The following is a 17,773-nucleotide window of genomic DNA, read 5'->3' on the forward strand; positions in this document are numbered from 1 at the left end:
CTAAGTCGTCAATTAAGAACGACGACAGATATGAATAATTATTCAATCGAAAAAATATTTATTCAAAAGTGTTGACAAACTTCTAAACGAATGTTAATATATAGAAGTTGTTAAAACGACAACGAAACAACTTAGACCTTTGAAAACTGAACAAAGTAAGACGAACCAAATGTGTAGGGTCTCTTGACTAGGTCAAGAGAAACAAACAAAATAGTGAATAATTATTCGCTAGCAATCAAAAATGAGCATAAGACTTCGGTCTTAATCATAACTTTTATATGAGAGTTTGATCCTGGCTCAGGACGAACGCTGGCGGCATGCCTAATACATGCAAGTCGAACGCACGAAGTTGAAAAGCTTGCTTTTCGACCAAGTGAGTGGCGGACGGGTGAGTAACACGTGGGTAACCTGCCCATAAGAGGGGGATAACATTCGGAAACGGATGCTAATACCGCATATTTCAAGTGACCGCATGGTCGCTTGATGAAAGGTGGCTTCGGCTACCACTTATGGATGGACCCGCGGTGCATTAGTTAGTTGGTGAGGTAATGGCTCACCAAGACCATGATGCATAGCCGACCTGAGAGGGTGATCGGCCACACTGGGACTGAGACACGGCCCAGACTCCTACGGGAGGCAGCAGTAGGGAATCTTCCGCAATGGACGAAAGTCTGACGGAGCAATGCCGCGTGAGTGAAGAAGGTTTTCGGATCGTAAAACTCTGTTGTTAGAGAAGAACAAGGATGAGAGTAACTGCTCATCCCCTGACGGTATCTAACCAGAAAGCCACGGCTAACTACGTGCCAGCAGCCGCGGTAATACGTAGGTGGCAAGCGTTGTCCGGATTTATTGGGCGTAAAGCGAGCGCAGGCGGTTCTTTAAGTCTGATGTGAAAGCCCCCGGCTCAACCGGGGAGGGTCATTGGAAACTGGAGAACTTGAGTGCAGAAGAGGAGAGTGGAATTCCATGTGTAGCGGTGAAATGCGTAGATATATGGAGGAACACCAGTGGCGAAGGCGACTCTCTGGTCTGTAACTGACGCTGAGGCTCGAAAGCGTGGGGAGCAAACAGGATTAGATACCCTGGTAGTCCACGCTGTAAACGATGAGTGCTAAGTGTTGGAGGGTTTCCGCCCTTCAGTGCTGCAGCTAACGCATTAAGCACTCCGCCTGGGGAGTACGACCGCAAGGTTGAAACTCAAAGGAATTGACGGGGACCCGCACAAGCGGTGGAGCATGTGGTTTAATTCGAAGCAACGCGAAGAACCTTACCAGGTCTTGACATCCTTTGACCACTCGAGAGATCGAGCTTTCCCTTCGGGGACAAAGTGACAGGTGGTGCATGGTTGTCGTCAGCTCGTGTCGTGAGATGTTGGGTTAAGTCCCGCAACGAGCGCAACCCTTATTACTAGTTGCCAGCATTCAGTTGGGCACTCTAGTGAGACTGCCGGTGACAAACCGGAGGAAGGTGGGGATGACGTCAAATCATCATGCCCCTTATGACCTGGGCTACACACGTGCTACAATGGATGGTACAACGAGTCGCGAAGTCGTGAGGCCAAGCTAATCTCTTAAAGCCATTCTCAGTTCGGATTGTAGGCTGCAACTCGCCTACATGAAGCCGGAATCGCTAGTAATCGCGGATCAGAACGCCGCGGTGAATACGTTCCCGGGTCTTGTACACACCGCCCGTCACACCACGAGAGTTTGTAACACCCGAAGCCGGTGAGGTAACCTTTTAGGAGCCAGCCGTCTAAGGTGGGATAGATAATTGGGGTGAAGTCGTAACAAGGTAGCCGTATCGGAAGGTGCGGCTGGATCACCTCCTTTCTAAGGAATATTACGGAAACCCCACACATTCGTCATTACTTTGTTCAGTTTTGAGAGGTCTAATCTTCTCATTTAAATACCCTTAAAAAGGGGCCTTAGCTCAGCTGGGAGAGCGCCTGCCTTGCACGCAGGAGGTCAGCGGTTCGATCCCGCTAGGCTCCATTGTAACTTAGGTTGCAAAATTAATTTGTTCTTTGAAAACTGGATATTGTAAGAAAGCAATTTATGAAAAAAGAAACAATGTATACACCGCGTTTTAAATGAGTTTTTTAACGTTCTTATCGTAAGATAAAACGTATTAACGACAATTTTGAGTAATCAAAATAGGTTAAGTTAATAAGGGCGCACGGTGGATGCCTTGGCACTAGGAGCCGAAGAAGGACGGGACTAACTCCGATATGCTTTGGGGAGCTGTAAGTAAGCTTTGATCCAAAGATTTCCGAATGGGGGAACCCAGCATCTTTTATAGGATGTTACTACTAACTGAATACATAGGTTAGTAGAGGTAGACGCAGAGAACTGAAACATCTAAGTACCTGCAGGAAGAGAAAGAAAATTCGATTCCCTGAGTAGCGGCGAGCGAAACGGGAAGAGCCCAAACCAAAGAGCTTGCTCTTTGGGGTTGTAGGACACGACATTAAGAGTCATAAATGAATTTTGTAGAAGAAGCGACTTGGAAAGGTCCGCCGAAGAGGGTAAAAGCCCCGTATTTGAAACAAAGTTCACTCTGTTGTGTATCCTGAGTACGGCGGAACACGAGAAATTCCGTCGGAATCCGCGGGGACCATCCCGCAAGGCTAAATACTCCCTAGTGACCGATAGTGAACCAGTACCGTGAGGGAAAGGTGAAAAGAACCCCGGAAGGGGAGTGAAAGAGTACCTGAAACCGTGTGCTTACAAATAGTTAGAGCCCGTTAATGGGTGATAGCGTGCCTTTTGTAGAATGAACCGGCGAGTTACGATTACATGCGAGGTTAAGTTGATAAGACGGAGCCGCAGCGAAAGCGAGTCTGAATAGGGCGAATGAGTATGTGGTCGTAGACCCGAAACCAAGTGACCTACCCATGTCCAGGTTGAAGGTGCGGTAATACGCACTGGAGGACCGAACCCACGTATGTTGAAAAATGCGGGGATGAGGTGTGGGTAGCGGAGAAATTCCAATCGAACTTGGAGATAGCTGGTTCTCTCCGAAATAGCTTTAGGGCTAGCCTCGGAATTAAGAATCATGGAGGTAGAGCCACTGTTTGGACTAGGGGCCCTTCTAGGGTTACCGAATTCAGATAAACTCCGAATGCCATTGATTTATATCCGGGAGTCAGACTGCGAGTGATAAGATCCGTAGTCGAAAGGGAAACAGCCCAGACCACCAGCTAAGGTCCCAAAGTTACTGTTAAGTGGAAAAGGATGTGGGGTTGCTTAGACAACTAGGATGTTGGCTCAGAAGCAGCCATCATTTAAAGAGTGCGTAATAGCTCACTAGTCGAGTGACCCTGCGCCGAAAATTTACCGGGGCTAAACAGTACACCGAAGCTGTGGATAGAACCTTAGGGTTCTATGGTAGGAGAGCGTTCTAAGGGCGTTGAAGCTAGATCGTGAGGACTAGTGGAGCGCTTAGAAGTGAGAATGCCGGTATGAGTAGCGAAAGACGGGTGAGAATCCCGTCCACCGTATGACTAAGGTTTCCTGGGGAAGGCTCGTCCTCCCAGGGTTAGTCGGGACCTAAGCCGAGGCCGATAGGCGTAGGCGATGGACAACAGGTTGATATTCCTGTACCAGTTTGTTTTGTTTGAACAATGGAGGGACGCAGTAGGCTAAGGAATGCGCGCTGTTGGATATGCGCGTCTAAGCAATAAGTCTTGAAGTGAGTTAAATGCTTGCTACTATAAGGACAAGTTGTGATGGGGAGGGAACTAATAGTACCGAAGTTCCTGATGTCACACTGCCAAGAAAAGCTTCTAGTTAGAAACAATCTGCCCGTACCGCAAACCGACACAGGTAGTCGAGGAGAGTATCCTAAGGTGTGCGAGAGAACTCTCGTTAAGGAACTCGGCAAAATGACCCCGTAACTTCGGGAGAAGGGGTGCTGACCAATTGGTCAGCCGCAGTGAATAGGCCCAGGCGACTGTTTATCAAAAACACAGGTCTCTGCAAAATCGTAAGATGACGTATAGGGGCTGACGCCTGCCCGGTGCTGGAAGGTTAAGAGGATGGGTTAGCTTCGGCGAAGCTCAGAATTGAAGCCCCAGTAAACGGCGGCCGTAACTATAACGGTCCTAAGGTAGCGAAATTCCTTGTCGGGTAAGTTCCGACCCGCACGAAAGGCGTAACGATCTGGGCACTGTCTCAACGAGAGACTCGGTGAAATTATAGTACCTGTGAAGATGCAGGTTACCCGCGACAGGACGGAAAGACCCCATGGAGCTTTACTGCAGTTTGATATTGAGTGTTTGTACAGCTTGTACAGGATAGGTAGGAGCCATAGAAGCCGGGACGCCAGTCTCGGTGGAGGCATTGGTGGGATACTACCCTTGCTGTATGACCACTCTAACCCTCACCACTAATCGTGGTGGGAGACAGTGTCAGACGGGCAGTTTGACTGGGGCGGTCGCCTCCTAAAGAGTAACGGAGGCGCCCAAAGGTTCCCTCAGAATGGTTGGAAATCATTCGTAGAGTGTAAAGGCAGAAGGGAGCTTGACTGCGAGACCTACAAGTCGAGCAGGGACGAAAGTCGGGCTTAGTGATCCGGTGGTTCCGCATGGAAGGGCCATCGCTCAACGGATAAAAGCTACCCTGGGGATAACAGGCTTATCTCCCCCAAGAGTCCACATCGACGGGGAGGTTTGGCACCTCGATGTCGGCTCATCGCATCCTGGGGCTGTAGTCGGTCCCAAGGGTTGGGCTGTTCGCCCATTAAAGCGGTACGCGAGCTGGGTTCAGAACGTCGTGAGACAGTTCGGTCCCTATCCGTCGCGGGCGTAGGAAATTTGAGAGGAGCTGTCCTTAGTACGAGAGGACCGGGATGGACACACCGCTGGTGTACCAGTTGTTCTGCCAAGAGCATCGCTGGGTAGCTATGTGTGGAAGGGATAAACGCTGAAAGCATCTAAGCGTGAAGCCCCCCTCGAGATGAGATTTCCCATTGCTTCGGCAAGTAAGACCCCTGAGAGATGATCAGGTAGATAGGTTGGAAGTGGAAGTACAGCGATGTATGGAGCGGACCAATACTAATCGGTCGAGGACTTAACCAAATAAATGGTGGAACACATGAATCAAAAAGTAAATTGTGCTTACAATATCCAGTTTTGAGAGAACGAAGTTGTCTCAACTAAATAAGAAGTGTGGTGGCGACAGCGAGAAGGATACACCTGTTCCCATGCCGAACACAGAAGTTAAGCTTCTCAGCGCCGATAGTAGTTAGGGGTTTCCCCTTGTGAGGGTAGGACGTTGCCACGCAGATTATTTATTTTAAATTTCATATGGAGGTTTAGCTCAGCTGGGAGAGCATCTGCCTTACAAGCAGAGGGTCAGCGGTTCGATCCCGTTAACCTCCACCATGAGTCATTAGCTCAGTTGGTAGAGCATCTGACTTTTAATCAGAGGGTCGTAGGTTCGAATCCTACATGACTCATAACTAAGCATTTCAAATGTGTAGTTATGCCATACTTTTGCGGGTGTGGCGGAATTGGCAGACGCACTAGATTTAGGATCTAGCGCCTAACGGCGTGGGGGTTCAAGTCCCTTCACCCGCACCATTTATTTTATATAGCCGGCTTAGCTCAGTTGGTAGAGCATCTGATTTGTAATCAGAGGGTCGAGGGTTCAACTCCTTTAGCCGGCACCATTTTGCGGAAATAGCTCAGTGGTAGAGCACCACCTTGCCAAGGTGGGGGTCGCGGGTTCGAACCCCGTTTTCCGCTTGTTAGACTAATAATAAGATTGCCCAGATTGAAAAATCTGATCCACATTCCATGCCGGGGTGGCGGAACTGGCAGACGCACAGGACTTAAAATCCTGCGGTGAGTGATCACCGTGCCGGTTCGATTCCGGCCCTCGGCACCATTTGCACCCATAGCTCAACTGGATAGAGTACCTGACTACGAATCAGGCGGTTAGAGGTTCGACCCCTCTTGGGTGCATTCTTTAGAAATAAAGATCATATCTTCGAGTTCAAAACGGGAAGTAGCTCAGCTTGGTAGAGCACTTGGTTTGGGACCAAGGGGTCGCAGGTTCGAATCCTGTCTTCCCGATTGATTTTAATTATGGGGCCTTAGCTCAGCTGGGAGAGCGCCTGCCTTGCACGCAGGAGGTCAGCGGTTCGATCCCGCTAGGCTCCACTTTTAAAAACTTAGATATAATTATTTTGGCGGTGTAGCTCAGCTGGCTAGAGCGTCCGGTTCATACCCGGGAGGTCGGGGGTTCGATCCCCTTCGCCGCTATTAAATGAATAGACCTCGGACCTTTAGCTCAGTTGGTTAGAGCAAACGGCTCATAACCGTTCGGTCGTAGGTTCGAGTCCTACAAGGTCCATTGATATATTCAAATATTCATATTATTTTTTTCGGAGGATTACCCAAGTCCGGCTGAAGGGAACGGTCTTGAAAACCGTCAGGTGGGTAAAACCACGCAAGGGTTCGAATCCCTTATCCTCCTTACTACTTTTTATTAAGTAGAGAAACATTTAAATTATCGCGGGGTGGAGCAGTTGGCAGCTCGTCGGGCTCATAACCCGAAGGTCACAGGTTCAAGTCCTGTCCCCGCAATTTCTCTAAAACACTTGTTTAAAGAGAAGAAGTGACGCAATACAACATACATTTTTGGTTTGGTAGTTCAGCTGGTTAGAATGCCTGCCTGTCACGCAGGAGGTCGCGGGTTCGAGTCCCGTCCAGACCGTTAGAAATATATTTGGCTCAGTAGCTCAGTTGGTAGAGCAATGGATTGAAGCTCCATGTGTCGGCAGTTCGATTCTGTCCTGCGCCATATTTATTTTGCGGGTGTAGTTTAGTGGTAAAACCACAGCCTTCCAAGCTGTTGTCGCGAGTTCGATTCTCGTCACCCGCTTTTACGTTTTATGGGCCTATAGCTCAGCTGGTTAGAGCGCACGCCTGATAAGCGTGAGGTCGATGGTTCGAGTCCATTTAGGCCCATTGTAAATAAATACTTTTAAAATATTGGATTGGGGAAGTACTCAAGTGGCTGAAGAGGCGCCCCTGCTAAGGGTGTAGGTCGTTAACGCGGCGCGAGGGTTCAAATCCCTCCTTCTCCGTATTTTAATTTTAATAAAAAGGCCCGTTGGTCAAGCGGTTAAGACACCGCCCTTTCACGGCGGTATCACGGGTTCGATTCCCGTACGGGTCATAGTTTTATAAAAACTTTTTTTCGGAGGATTACCCAAGTCCGGCTGAAGGGAACGGTCTTGAAAACCGTCAGGTGGGTAAAACCACGCAAGGGTTCGAATCCCTTATCCTCCTTACTACTTTTTATTAAGTAGAGAAACATTTAAATTATCGCGGGGTGGAGCAGTTGGCAGCTCGTCGGGCTCATAACCCGAAGGTCACAGGTTCAAGTCCTGTCCCCGCAATTTCTCTAAAACACTTGTTTAAAGAGAAGAAGTGACGCAATACAACATACATTTTTGGTTTGGTAGTTCAGCTGGTTAGAATGCCTGCCTGTCACGCAGGAGGTCGCGGGTTCGAGTCCCGTCCAGACCGTTTTATAGTATTGCGGGTGTAGTTTAGTGGTAAAACCACAGCCTTCCAAGCTGTTGTCGCGAGTTCGATTCTCGTCACCCGCTTTTTTTTTTTATGGGCCTATAGCTCAGCTGGTTAGAGCGCACGCCTGATAAGCGTGAGGTCGATGGTTCGAGTCCATTTAGGCCCATTGTAAATAAATACTTTTAAAATATTGGATTGGGGAAGTACTCAAGTGGCTGAAGAGGCGCCCCTGCTAAGGGTGTAGGTCGTTAACGCGGCGCGAGGGTTCAAATCCCTCCTTCTCCGTATTTTAATTTTAATAAAAAGGCCCGTTGGTCAAGCGGTTAAGACACCGCCCTTTCACGGCGGTATCACGGGTTCGATTCCCGTACGGGTCATTGAGTCTTCTGATTATCAGAAGACTTTTTTTGTTTTATAAACGAATGAAAAGACATTACTGAGAGCTACCTCGGTAATGTCTTTTTCATTCGTTTATCATTTTTGGGTAACAAATACTTTAATCAAGGCTGTAATACATAGTAAGATAGTAAATAGTATTTGGAACAGATTGATTAGTTTTATTTTGTAACTAGTAGAGTGATTGATTTTATTTACTTGAAATAATTGTATGACTTTTATTGCTAGTGGGATACTTAGTAATAAAAGAAAAATCCAGTTTTTAAGATAGTTAGGAAGATAGAGACTTAAAAAGGTAAAAATATAGGTACTTAGAATAAGGGAAATTAGATATAAAAAAGATTTTTTTGAGGTTATTTTCGTTTGCAAATCTACTTCAACGAGCTGCTTACTGTAGCCTATAAATACATGCAAGATGATTGATGAAAGGCTCCAATAATAAAGTTCTTTAGATATAAAACCAGTTTGGATATAAAAGCTAATGTAAGTCAAGATTCCTCCTTTAAATAAACTTGTTAAAATTAAAGAATATAAACTCAAGCTTAAATTATACGGAATATATTGAAGATGGATGACGATACTATAGAGCAGAAGTAAGATCCCAATTAAAAAGTTATTTGATAGTGTAAAGTAAAACATAAGTAGTAAATTTAAAATTTCAAAAAGAATAATTGGTAGTAACTTTAATTCATGTTTTTCTTTTTGGTGATAAGCAAAAATTTTTTCAAGAAATTGATTTAGTAGAACAAATAAATACAGTAGTAAAAATGAAGTGAATTTGAAGGAACTAAATTGAATAGAAAGAACTGTTCCTAATAAGATTAGTGTGAATGGGGATATAAAAATAAGAAATAGGGGATTAAAAAATAAGGTACGTGTGAAATTTTGTCTCATTTGAATCAAATAAAAAAACTCCTTTTAAGATAGACTTCTTCTATTTTACCAAAAAAAGAAGAAGTATACAGCAAAAAGAGTTTAAATTAATTAATGTTCATGCCTTTTTTTTCAGGAACAGGATCGTAGCCACCTTTAACAAATGGGTGGCAACGTAGAATGCGCCAAATTCCCATTCCAGTTCCTTTTATTGCACCGAATCGTTCAATTGATTGAATCATGTAACTAGAACAAGTAGGAGTATATCGGCAACTTGGAGGAAACATTGGGGATATAAATTTTTGATAAAATTGAACAAAGCCAATTAGTATTTTTTTTAACATCATTCATCTACCTTTATATTATTCATGTATGCTTATGGTAGTGTAACTTGAGTAATAAGTCAAGAATTAATTAAAAAACATTTGATATGATAACAAGTGTATGGTATCATTTATAATGAAAGTTTTTTAAATAAATATTAATAGGAGTTGGAAAATGAAAAAGAAAATGTTGTTGTTATCAGTACTTCTAATAACTTTAGTAGTTGCTGGATGTGGGGGAAATACAAAAAATTCAAAGAGTGATGACAAACCGATTGCTAAAAGTAAAGTAGCAGAAGTTCAAATTGAAAAAGGTGAATATGTTGTTCCTTTTAGTGAGGATGGAGAAGGCGGATCAGATACTTATATTGCTTTACAAGTTAAAGTGAAAAATAAAAGTAAAGAGCAAATGTACATTACAGCGGATAATTTCGCTCTGTATGAAAAAGGTGAAGATGAAAAAATTAATCCAATTACCGACTATAAAAGTGGATTTAAAACATCTGAAGAAGGCGGAAAATTGTCTGCTGATAAAAGTTTAAAATTAACTATCTTATTCAATGTCAAAAAGGATAAAGAATACTCCTTAAATTTTGCAACGAATTCATTTGATGAAGACAATAAAAAAGATGTTGAACTTGCGGTTGATCAAACGCAATACAAAGATAGTTTGAAAAAATTAGATGAACCTAAAAAGGCTTTAGATGCTTATATGGATGTTGTTTTTTTAAATAAAGAAAATGAAAATTATGATAATTTAGTATCGACTAATAGTGAAGAGGCAATTGCAGAATTCAAAAAAGCTTTTAATAAAGTAACAAAAGATTATGTTGTTTATAATTACAAACCAACAGATGATGAGTTAACAACTTTATTTAAAAATTATCAAGAAACTGAAGCTAAAAGAGCTACGATTGAAACAAAATTACTTGGTAATACTGGTGAAAAAGCCCTAGTGGAAGTTAAATTTAAAGGTTTATCAAATGATTCTATTATTGACATTATTAGAGAATACAAAGAAGAATATAATGATGAGAATGACACTTATGATTCTGAAAAATCTGAACAATATGCTCTTACAAAATATCCAGAAATTTTAGAAAAAAGTGAACTTGGGGAACCAAGAAATGATATTAAAGTTTTACTAACTAAAAAAGCCGGAAAATGGGATATTAGTATGAAGAGTAATGTAGATGCTTCAAATGAAAATCTGTTACGTGCTTTTACTGGAAATGTAGATTAATTATTTTATTAAGCCTGTGCTATATTTATAGTATGGGCTTTTTATTTCAAAAAGAATAGGAGCGAGAAAATGAAAAATAAAGATAAAATTTTGCTTGCAATAACTTGTATTCTTATTTTTATATTAGTTATAAGTGTTGGGTTCTATACTACTAGCAAGTCAAAATTTGTTAACAACTTTGAAGTTTTAATTTCCGAAAAAAATATAACAGAGCTACAAAACAGTATGGTTAGCTCTGAAAAAAATTTAGCTCTAAAAAAATCAGATATAAAGTCTTTTATAAATTATTTTGAAAATGATAAAGATAAGAAAAATATTTTTTTTGAAAGTTTAAATGAACAGCTGACTGATTCGAATGAATCGTATCAGAATGACTCTTTTTTTAAAATTGTATCAAAAAAACGTCAATTTTTAATTTTTCCTAAGTATCAAGTAGAGGTTCAACCTCGTTATATTACTATTAGTACAGATGCAGATAAAATTATTTTAAGAGATGCTGAAAAAAAATTAATTAATTATGACACGCGTTCTAAAAAATATGGACCTATATTTCCTGGAAAACATGTTTTTAAGATGGAATTAGTTTCAGATATTCCGATGATTGAAATTACAAAAAAAGATGTAATCGTTTGGGACAAAGATAAAAATTTAGATGCTTATTTAACCAAAGAATTGCCAAAAGAAAAAAGCTTTACAGAAGACGTTGCTAAAACACTAGATCTTTTTTCAACTGATTACGCATCCTTTATTGGGGGAGGTTTTGTTGATGCAGACAGTCCTGTTTTAAAAGAGATGGCTTCTGAACTTATTGGGGTACGTTCAATTTTTAAAACAATTGACTATCAGTATAATGGAATAAAAGTAAACAATGATTCAATTAAGCTTTTTACTAAGGGAAGTAAGTGGCATATGGCAGTAGAATTATTTTTAGATACTGAAACATCATTTGAATCAGTTGCTTTGGAAGGATTTAAAATGGAGATTGAAAAGAGTTCCGTCTATAAATATGAATTAATTTATGATAAAAAAATAAATAAGTGGGAAGTAGTTAATCGTAATGAAGGTTTTGGTAAATCTGATGAATGGAAGAATGTAACGGATATCCATCATAAACAGCCAAAAATCTATAATTGGAACAGTGATGAAACAATTGATAAAACGAATTTACTTTAATTAACAAATTTTCATTTTTATAAAGAATAAAATAATGAAGAAAAAAAGAAAGAAATCTGTTATAATGACATAGTTACTGGATTCCCGAAAGGATTCACATTTGTGAAGAAGCCTTGTAACCGAAACTATCAAAGGGGGAACAATTATTATGACAGAAAGACGACTTTTTACTTCTGAGTCTGTATCAGAGGGACATCCGGATAAAATCGCAGATCAAATCAGCGATGGTATTTTGGATGCAATTTTAGCGAAAGACCCGTTAGCACGTGTAGCGTGTGAAACAACAGTAACGACTGGGTTGGTACTAGTTGTTGGAGAGATTTCAACTACAACATATGTAGATATCCAGAAAGTTGTGAGGGAGACGATTCGCAAAATCGGTTATACGAGAGCCAAATTTGGTTTTGATGCCGATACTTGTGCTGTAATGGTAGCAATCGATGAGCAATCAAGTGATATTGCTCAAGGTGTAGATGATTCTTTAGAGTTTAAATCGAAGGATGAAGATGCATTAGATCAAATCGGAGCAGGAGATCAAGGGTTAATGTTTGGGTTTGCTATTAATGAAACACCTGAATTAATGCCATTGCCAATTGCGCTAAGCCATCGTTTAACGAAACGATTAGCGGATGTTAGAAAAGAAGGATTATTAAATTACTTGCGACCGGATGCAAAATCTCAGGTTACAATTGAATATGATGAAAATGGATTGCCATTACGTGTGGATACAATCGTTATCAGCACGCAGCACCACCCAGATACGACTTTGGAGGAATTACAGTCTGACATTAAGGAACACGTTATCAAGGCTGTTATTCCACCTGAATTGCTAGACAATGAAACGAAATACTTTATTAACCCAACGGGACGCTTTGTCATTGGTGGACCTCAAGGAGATTCTGGTTTAACAGGTAGAAAAATTATTGTTGACACATATGGCGGTTATGCGCGTCATGGTGGAGGAGCATTTTCTGGGAAAGATCCAACAAAAGTAGATCGCTCGGCTAGCTATGCAGCACGTTATATTGCTAAAAATATTGTTGCAGCGAAATTAGCTGATAAATGTGAAGTCCAATTAGCCTATGCTATTGGTGTTGCTCAGCCTGTATCCATTGCAATTGATACCTTTGGTACTGGAAAAGTCTTAGAAAGCAAGTTGATAGAAGCCGTTCGTAAAAACTTTGATTTACGTCCAGCAGGGATTATTGAGATGCTTGATTTAAGAAGACCTATTTATCAAAAAACTGCAGCTTATGGTCATTTTGGTCGAACAGACATTGAATTGCCATGGGAACAGTTAGATAAAATCGATGCATTAAAAGCAAGCGTTACGGAATAAGTAATAAAGAGGCGGTCTCTATCAGGCAAAAGGATAGAGGCTGTTTTTTGTAAAAAAATTAAGTTTATTAGAGCTTTAGAGAACGAAATTTTTTTCTACGTTGTTCTAAGTTTAATTTTTAAAAGAAAGAAGGGTAAAAATGGAGAAAAGTAAAAAACAAACAAATGTTGTGTTGGTAACAATTGCTATTTTTGTTGCGACCTTTATGACAGCTGTTGAAGGTACGATTGTCTCAACTGCGATGCCGACTATTATAGGAAGTCTTGAAGGCATGGCATTAATGAACTGGGTATTTTCAATTTATTTATTAACAAGTGCTATGATGACACCTGTTTATGGTAAATTATCAGATATGATTGGACGTAAGCCAATCTTTATTATTGGAGCAATTATCTTTATTATGGGTTCAGCGTTATGTGGACTTTCTCAAACTATGACGCAATTAATTATCTTTAGAGCAATTCAAGGAATTGGAGCAGGGGCGATTATGCCGGTTGCATTTACGATTATTGCGGATATCTACCCTTATGAAAAACGTGCTAAAGTTTTAGGAATGAACGGTGCAGCATGGGGAGTAGCAGGGATATTTGGTCCTTTATTAGGTGGTTTTATTGTAGATCACTTGAGCTGGCATTGGATTTTTTATATCAATGTTCCAGTAGGGTTATTAACCATTTTATTAGTGAGTTTATTTTTACATGAAGAATATCATTTTGAGAAAAAACCAATTGACTATTTTGGTTGTTTAACATTGATGGGAGCGTTATTGTTTTTGCTTTATGGCTTCCAAATTTTAGGAGAAAATCCGAGTATTTCGCTTAAGCTAATTGGTGCTTTTCTAGTTTCAATTATCATGTTTGCTTTGTTTGTAGTTGCTGAAAAGCGTGCAGCAGATCCAATTATCCCATTAAGTTTGTTTAATAATCGAACTTTTGTCATTCAAAACGTGGTTGCAGCATTGGTGAGTGGTTTCTTAATCGCAGTTGATGTTTATATTCCAATGTGGATGCAAGGGATTTTAGGAATGAAAGCGGCGATGGGAGGATTTGCTATTACACCAATGTCTTTAACATGGGTAATGGGTTCTTTTATTGCGGGACGTGTTATTTTAAAATACCCTGTGAAATGGATATTAACAGGAAGTCTAATTATTGTCGCATTTAGTGGAGCCTTTATGTTGTTATTGCCAATTTCAGCACCATTTGTTCTCTTCTTACTAGTGACAGCGATTATTGGGATTGGAATGGGAATTACCATTACCACCACTACGGTTACCGCCCAAAATGTAGTGCCTAAAAATCAAATTGGTGTAGCAACATCATCAAACACCTTGTTTAGAATTTTAGGGCAAACCATTATGATTTCAATTTATGGCATTATTTTAAATAGCAATATTGCCAAACATATTTCAGCTGAAACAGTGAGCGGTATTAATGAAAAAATGATGAATAAATTAATTAATCCATTAACAGCAGTTAGCTTAGATCCAAAAATCTTGCCTACTTTAAGAGAAATTTTATTTGATGGATTACAAGGAGTTTTCCTTGGAGCCTTTATCGCAGTAATTTTAGCCTTTGTTATTAATCAATTTGATCACAAAAAAATGCCTAAAATTTAAAAAAAGCCGTTGTCTTCCTTTCAAAAGGGAGGCAACGACTTTTTTATTTTTTTTCAATTGCAATTACAAAAGGGGGATCATTTTTTTGATTAATAAATTCATAGCGTAAGACATTGCATTCCTCTTGTGGAAGTGTGGTGACATATTCTAAAACGGCTTCTTTTTCAGTTAGTCCACCATCGTGACCGTAATAGACAACAAGAATCAAACGACCTCCTTTGCGTAAATGGGGCAGCAATGACTGGATTGCTATTAAAGTTGTTTCACCCTTTGTAATGATTGATTTATCGCTTTGAGGCAAATAGCCTAAATTAAAGATTGCAGCACTGATTTCTTCGTTTTTAGGGAGAACATCAGCAACGGTTTCGTGTCCTTGTTGAAATAATTGAACTTGTTGAGACAGACCTGTTAGCAGTAATTTTTGTTTGGTTGTTTCAATGGCTTGTTTTTGAATATCGAATCCGTAGACAACCCCTGATTCTCCTACTAAGGTAGCAAGCAAAACAGTATCGCCGCCATTGCCAACCGTTGCATCCACCACCTTATCACCTGTTGTAACGACTTCCTTTAACAGTTGATGACTATAGTCCATTGCTCGTTTTAGCATGAGATCTCCTCCTTAGTTTCGACTATTTTTGGCTCCTTGGAAAGTATTTCGTTGCTTCATTTCATGATCGATTGCATTAAGAACTTCCCATTTTTTTAAACTCCACATTGGACCGATGATTGTGTCACGAGGTGCATCTCCTGTTAGGCGGTGAATAATGATTTCAGGAGGAATCATCTCTAATTGATCGCAAATTAGATTTACATAAGTGTTTTGATCCATTAATTCTAAACGGCCTTCATGATAGTCTCGAACCATTTTTGTGTTTTTCATTAAATGCAATAGATGAAGCTTAACTCCTTGAATATCGGAGTCAAGAATCATTCGGCGAGTACTTTCTAACATCATCTCGACGGATTCACCAGGCAACCCGTTAATTAAATGAGTACAGACATTAATATTATGTTTGCGTAGCTTTTCGACACCTGTCAAATAGGTTTGATAGTCATGTGCACGATTGATCAATTGACTCGTCTCTTCATGAATTGTTTGTAAACCAAGCTCTACCCATAAATAATAGCGTTGATTGAGTTCGGCTAGATAATCAACTACATCATCTGGCAAGCAATCTGGGCGTGTGGCAATCTGAATTCCAACGACGCCTTGTTCGTTGACGACTTGTTCAAATTTGTGACGCAGTTCTTCAACAGGGGCGTGAGTATTCGTGAAATTTTGAAAATAGGCAATGTATTTGGTTACGTTTGGCCATTTTTGATGCATCATTTGAACTTCTTTTTGAAATTGAATCGGCAGGGGATCGATACGATTACCTGCAAAATCGCCAGACCCAGAAACACTGCAAAAAGTACAACCACCATGTGCTACCGTGCCATCACGATTAGGGCAATCAAATCCACCGTCTAGTGGAACTTTAAAAACTTTTTCACCAAATTGTTGGCGTAAAGCGTAATTCCAAGTATGGTAACGCTTGTTTGGATCTTTCGTATATTGAAATGTAGTCATATTTTTCACCTCGTTTTTTAGTTTAACATGAATAGGCTAATATGTGGCTAAAATTACGATAAAATTTTTAAGGTTCATTTAAGGTTGACTAGGCATAATCTTCTTATGACAATCGAAATATAAAGAAGGTTGTACAACGTATAGACAAGGAGGCTTTTAAATGAATTTTATTAAACGTGCGTTATTAAGTACTAAAGCAAAGAAAGGCCGCTCATTTTTATTATTATTAGTGTTTTCTGTTATTTTGATTTTTGTGTTAGCAGGAATCACTATTCAAAGCGCTTCTAACAAGGCGACTGAAGAAGCTCGAAAATCAATGGGAGGATCGGTTACTTTAGCTGTTGATCGAGAAAAAACACTTCAAAAACCAAGTGAACGTACGGATTCAAGTAGTACGGAAGACGAGGGAGAGAAACGACCTGATCCTGGGTCATATCAATCGACACCTGTTGATTTAGAGGCAGCTAAAAAAATTGCAGCCCTAGATCATGTAGCTTCTTATAATTTTATTTCAACGACATCGGCTGGTGCGGAATCCTTTGATCCGATTACGTCAACAGACACAACGGATACATCAAGTGAAGAAAGCAGTAATCAAGGTGGACCTGGTGGGTCTGAAGAGGGCGGAAATCCATTTGGTAAAGGAAATGCGCAGGGTGATTTAAGTGTGATGGGTATTTTGTCGACTGAAACGTTAAGTGGCTTCACAGACGGCACGAATAAATTAGTAGAAGGAGAGGCCATCACAGAAAAAGATAAAGATCAAAATGTTGTCTTGTTAGAACAAAGTTTAGCTGAAGCCAATAGTTTATCTGTAGGCGATAAAGTGACCATTTCTAACCCTACGGATAGCACAAAAACTTATGAGTTAACGGTTCAAGGGATTTATACTACAACAGCTAGTGACGATGCGATGGCCTCTAACTTTAGTTTTCTAAATGCATCAAATCAATTATATGTTCCGTATACATTTGCCAATACGTTAAAAGGGGACACGTACGCGAATGCAGTTGACTCTGTTGTGTACCAATTAGATGACCCTGAAAATGTGGATGATTTTGTAAAAGCGGCTGAAAAAACAGGCTTAGATATGGACACGTATGCTTTGCAAACAGATACAGCTGTATATGAACAAATGATTCAACCAATTGAAAATGTATCAAGCTTTGCTAAAAAAATTGTCATTTTAGTTTCAGTTGCTGGGGTCATTATTTTAGCCTTAATTATTATGATGACGATTCGCGAACGTAAATATGAAATGGGGGTTCTTTTATCATTAGGTGAAAAACGTTGGAAATTAATGGCTCAATTTTTTATTGAGATATTGCTTATCTTTATACTTGCGATGGGAATTGCTGGTGTGAGTGGTAAGTATGTAGGAAATGTGGTTGGTCAACAACTGTTAGATCAACAAACAACGGCAAGTAGTGAAACGACTGCAACGGAATCAAATGGAAAAGGCCCAGGAAATGATGCAAGTGGTGGTCCTGGTGGCGGAGGCTTTGGACAATCTGTTCGCAATTTTGGAGCAAGTAGTTCAGCGGAACAAAAACAAATTGATGAATTGGATGTCTTTGTATCGACGAGTGACTTAGTGAAATTAGGCGGTATTGGTTTGGGTATCTGCTTCTTATCTGTATTACTTGCTTCAGCAGGTGTGATTCGTTTACAACCTAAGAAAATTTTAACGATGTAATT

General features: G+C 40.4%; 8 protein-coding genes, 27 tRNA genes, 3 rRNA genes and 1 riboswitch. Of the genes, 35 read left to right on the forward strand and 3 right to left on the reverse strand.

Annotation, left to right across the window (positions count from 1 at the left end; translation table 11 throughout):
* The first annotated feature begins 274 nt into the window (after positions 1-274).
* The 30 genes from BR52_RS01695 to BR52_RS01840 all read left to right on the forward strand — a co-directional run bounded on the left by BR52_RS01695 (position 275) and on the right by BR52_RS01840 (position 7,917).
* A 16S ribosomal RNA gene (locus tag BR52_RS01695) occupies positions 275-1,829 on the forward strand.
* Positions 1,830-1,918: 89 nt separating this feature from the next.
* A tRNA-Ala gene (locus BR52_RS01700) sits at positions 1,919-1,991 on the forward strand.
* Positions 1,992-2,155: 164 nt separating this feature from the next.
* A 23S ribosomal RNA gene (locus BR52_RS01705) occupies positions 2,156-5,077 on the forward strand.
* Positions 5,078-5,166: 89 nt separating this feature from the next.
* Positions 5,167-5,282, forward strand: a 5S ribosomal RNA gene (gene rrf, locus BR52_RS01710).
* Together the 16S, 23S and 5S rRNA genes with 27 tRNA genes alongside form the textbook arrangement of a ribosomal RNA operon.
* A 25-nt stretch (positions 5,283-5,307) precedes the next feature.
* A tRNA-Val gene (locus BR52_RS01715) sits at positions 5,308-5,383 on the forward strand.
* A 1-nt stretch (position 5,384) separates the two neighbouring features.
* Positions 5,385-5,457: transfer RNA gene (locus BR52_RS01720), tRNA-Lys, on the forward strand.
* A gap of 39 nt (positions 5,458-5,496) precedes the next feature.
* Positions 5,497-5,581 (forward strand) — tRNA-Leu (locus BR52_RS01725).
* Between the two features lie 13 nt (positions 5,582-5,594).
* A tRNA-Thr gene (locus BR52_RS01730) sits at positions 5,595-5,670 on the forward strand.
* A gap of 4 nt (positions 5,671-5,674) precedes the next feature.
* Positions 5,675-5,746, forward strand: a tRNA-Gly gene (locus tag BR52_RS01735).
* Positions 5,747-5,799: 53 nt separating this feature from the next.
* Positions 5,800-5,888 (forward strand) — tRNA-Leu (locus tag BR52_RS01740).
* A gap of 3 nt (positions 5,889-5,891) precedes the next feature.
* Positions 5,892-5,965: transfer RNA gene (locus BR52_RS01745), tRNA-Arg, on the forward strand.
* Between the two features lie 37 nt (positions 5,966-6,002).
* Positions 6,003-6,076, forward strand: a tRNA-Pro gene (locus BR52_RS01750).
* Positions 6,077-6,090: 14 nt separating this feature from the next.
* Positions 6,091-6,163: transfer RNA gene (locus BR52_RS01755), tRNA-Ala, on the forward strand.
* 28 nt (positions 6,164-6,191) lie between these two features.
* Positions 6,192-6,265 (forward strand) — tRNA-Met (locus BR52_RS01760).
* Positions 6,266-6,282: 17 nt separating this feature from the next.
* Positions 6,283-6,356, forward strand: a tRNA-Ile gene (locus BR52_RS01765).
* 33 nt (positions 6,357-6,389) lie between these two features.
* Positions 6,390-6,479, forward strand: a tRNA-Ser gene (locus BR52_RS01770).
* Between the two features lie 37 nt (positions 6,480-6,516).
* A tRNA-Met gene (locus BR52_RS01775) sits at positions 6,517-6,589 on the forward strand.
* A 56-nt stretch (positions 6,590-6,645) separates the two neighbouring features.
* Positions 6,646-6,719 (forward strand) — tRNA-Asp (locus BR52_RS01780).
* Between the two features lie 14 nt (positions 6,720-6,733).
* Positions 6,734-6,806: transfer RNA gene (locus BR52_RS01785), tRNA-Phe, on the forward strand.
* 10 nt (positions 6,807-6,816) lie between these two features.
* Positions 6,817-6,887, forward strand: a tRNA-Gly gene (locus tag BR52_RS01790).
* 12 nt (positions 6,888-6,899) lie between these two features.
* Positions 6,900-6,973: transfer RNA gene (locus BR52_RS01795), tRNA-Ile, on the forward strand.
* A gap of 31 nt (positions 6,974-7,004) precedes the next feature.
* Positions 7,005-7,092, forward strand: a tRNA-Ser gene (locus tag BR52_RS01800).
* A gap of 20 nt (positions 7,093-7,112) precedes the next feature.
* Positions 7,113-7,184 (forward strand) — tRNA-Glu (locus BR52_RS01805).
* 23 nt (positions 7,185-7,207) lie between these two features.
* Positions 7,208-7,297, forward strand: a tRNA-Ser gene (locus BR52_RS01810).
* Between the two features lie 37 nt (positions 7,298-7,334).
* Positions 7,335-7,407 (forward strand) — tRNA-Met (locus BR52_RS01815).
* A 56-nt stretch (positions 7,408-7,463) separates the two neighbouring features.
* Positions 7,464-7,537, forward strand: a tRNA-Asp gene (locus BR52_RS01820).
* Between the two features lie 12 nt (positions 7,538-7,549).
* Positions 7,550-7,620 (forward strand) — tRNA-Gly (locus BR52_RS01825).
* A 12-nt stretch (positions 7,621-7,632) separates the two neighbouring features.
* Positions 7,633-7,706: transfer RNA gene (locus BR52_RS01830), tRNA-Ile, on the forward strand.
* 31 nt (positions 7,707-7,737) lie between these two features.
* A tRNA-Ser gene (locus BR52_RS01835) sits at positions 7,738-7,825 on the forward strand.
* A gap of 20 nt (positions 7,826-7,845) precedes the next feature.
* Positions 7,846-7,917, forward strand: a tRNA-Glu gene (locus tag BR52_RS01840).
* Positions 7,918-8,916: 999 nt separating this feature from the next.
* Here the strand turns inward: BR52_RS01840 and yidD are convergent.
* Positions 8,917-9,156 (reverse strand): membrane protein insertion efficiency factor YidD, encoded by a 240-nt coding sequence (gene yidD, locus BR52_RS01850; RefSeq protein ID WP_437177020.1) that lies wholly within the window; start codon positions 9,154-9,156, stop codon positions 8,917-8,919.
* 151 nt (positions 9,157-9,307) lie between these two features.
* On the opposite strand from yidD, the gene BR52_RS01855 reads away from it, so the two are divergent.
* The 4 genes from BR52_RS01855 to BR52_RS01870 all read left to right on the forward strand — a co-directional run bounded on the left by BR52_RS01855 (position 9,308) and on the right by BR52_RS01870 (position 14,505).
* Positions 9,308-10,375 carry a DUF5105 domain-containing protein gene (locus BR52_RS01855; RefSeq protein ID WP_034568610.1) on the forward strand — a complete coding sequence of 356 codons (1,068 nt, stop codon included), beginning with the start codon at positions 9,308-9,310 and terminating at the stop codon, positions 10,373-10,375.
* Positions 10,376-10,444: 69 nt separating this feature from the next.
* Complete coding sequence (locus BR52_RS01860; protein WP_034568611.1) at positions 10,445-11,548, forward strand: TcaA second domain-containing protein; 1,104 nt, start codon at positions 10,445-10,447, stop codon at positions 11,546-11,548.
* 68 nt (positions 11,549-11,616) lie between these two features.
* Positions 11,617-11,699, forward strand: a riboswitch (SMK box riboswitch).
* Positions 11,697-12,887 carry a methionine adenosyltransferase gene (gene metK / locus BR52_RS01865; protein WP_034568612.1) on the forward strand — a complete coding sequence of 397 codons (1,191 nt, stop codon included), beginning with the start codon at positions 11,697-11,699 and terminating at the stop codon, positions 12,885-12,887. (Overlaps the previous riboswitch by 3 nt.)
* A 139-nt stretch (positions 12,888-13,026) precedes the next feature.
* Positions 13,027-14,505 carry an MDR family MFS transporter gene (locus BR52_RS01870; RefSeq protein WP_034568614.1) on the forward strand — a complete coding sequence of 493 codons (1,479 nt, stop codon included), beginning with the start codon at positions 13,027-13,029 and terminating at the stop codon, positions 14,503-14,505.
* A 43-nt stretch (positions 14,506-14,548) separates the two neighbouring features.
* On the opposite strand, the gene mnmM is transcribed toward BR52_RS01870, so the two are convergent.
* Positions 14,549-15,112, reverse strand: coding sequence for a tRNA 5-(aminomethyl)-2-thiouridylate-methyltransferase MnmM (gene mnmM / locus BR52_RS01875; protein ID WP_034568615.1), 564 nt, complete (start codon positions 15,110-15,112; stop codon positions 14,549-14,551).
* A 12-nt stretch (positions 15,113-15,124) separates the two neighbouring features.
* The gene (gene mnmL / locus BR52_RS01880) at positions 15,125-16,075 is read right to left on the reverse strand and encodes a tRNA modification radical SAM protein MnmL/YtqA (RefSeq protein ID WP_034568617.1); all 951 of its coding nucleotides are present in this window, start codon (positions 16,073-16,075) and stop codon (positions 15,125-15,127) included.
* Positions 16,076-16,235: 160 nt separating this feature from the next.
* Here mnmL and BR52_RS01885 point away from each other — a divergent pair, with 160 nt between their 5' ends.
* On the forward strand, positions 16,236-17,771 hold the full coding sequence (locus tag BR52_RS01885; protein ID WP_034568619.1) for an ABC transporter permease: 1,536 nt from the start codon (positions 16,236-16,238) through the stop codon (positions 17,769-17,771).
* Positions 17,772-17,773 lie beyond the last annotated feature (2 nt).

This window comes from Carnobacterium divergens DSM 20623, assembly GCF_000744255.1.
Taxonomy (GTDB): domain Bacteria; phylum Bacillota; class Bacilli; order Lactobacillales; family Carnobacteriaceae; genus Carnobacterium; species Carnobacterium divergens.

What these genes read in the sequence shown, in the direction of transcription:
- BR52_RS01860 (WP_034568611.1), top strand. Translation starts at nt 10,445, where the DNA reads ATGAAAAATAAAGATAAAATTTTGCTTGCAATAACTTGTATTCTTATT.
- BR52_RS01855 (WP_034568610.1), top strand. Translation starts at nt 9,308, where the DNA reads ATGAAAAAGAAAATGTTGTTGTTATCAGTACTTCTAATAACTTTAGTA.
- mnmM (WP_034568615.1), bottom strand. Translation starts at nt 15,112, where the DNA reads ATGCTAAAACGAGCAATGGACTATAGTCATCAACTGTTAAAGGAAGTC.
- yidD (WP_437177020.1), bottom strand. Translation starts at nt 9,156, where the DNA reads ATGATGTTAAAAAAAATACTAATTGGCTTTGTTCAATTTTATCAAAAA.
- metK (WP_034568612.1), top strand. Translation starts at nt 11,697, where the DNA reads ATGACAGAAAGACGACTTTTTACTTCTGAGTCTGTATCAGAGGGACAT.
- mnmL (WP_034568617.1), bottom strand. Translation starts at nt 16,075, where the DNA reads ATGACTACATTTCAATATACGAAAGATCCAAACAAGCGTTACCATACT.
- BR52_RS01870 (WP_034568614.1), top strand. Translation starts at nt 13,027, where the DNA reads ATGGAGAAAAGTAAAAAACAAACAAATGTTGTGTTGGTAACAATTGCT.
- BR52_RS01885 (WP_034568619.1), top strand. Translation starts at nt 16,236, where the DNA reads ATGAATTTTATTAAACGTGCGTTATTAAGTACTAAAGCAAAGAAAGGC.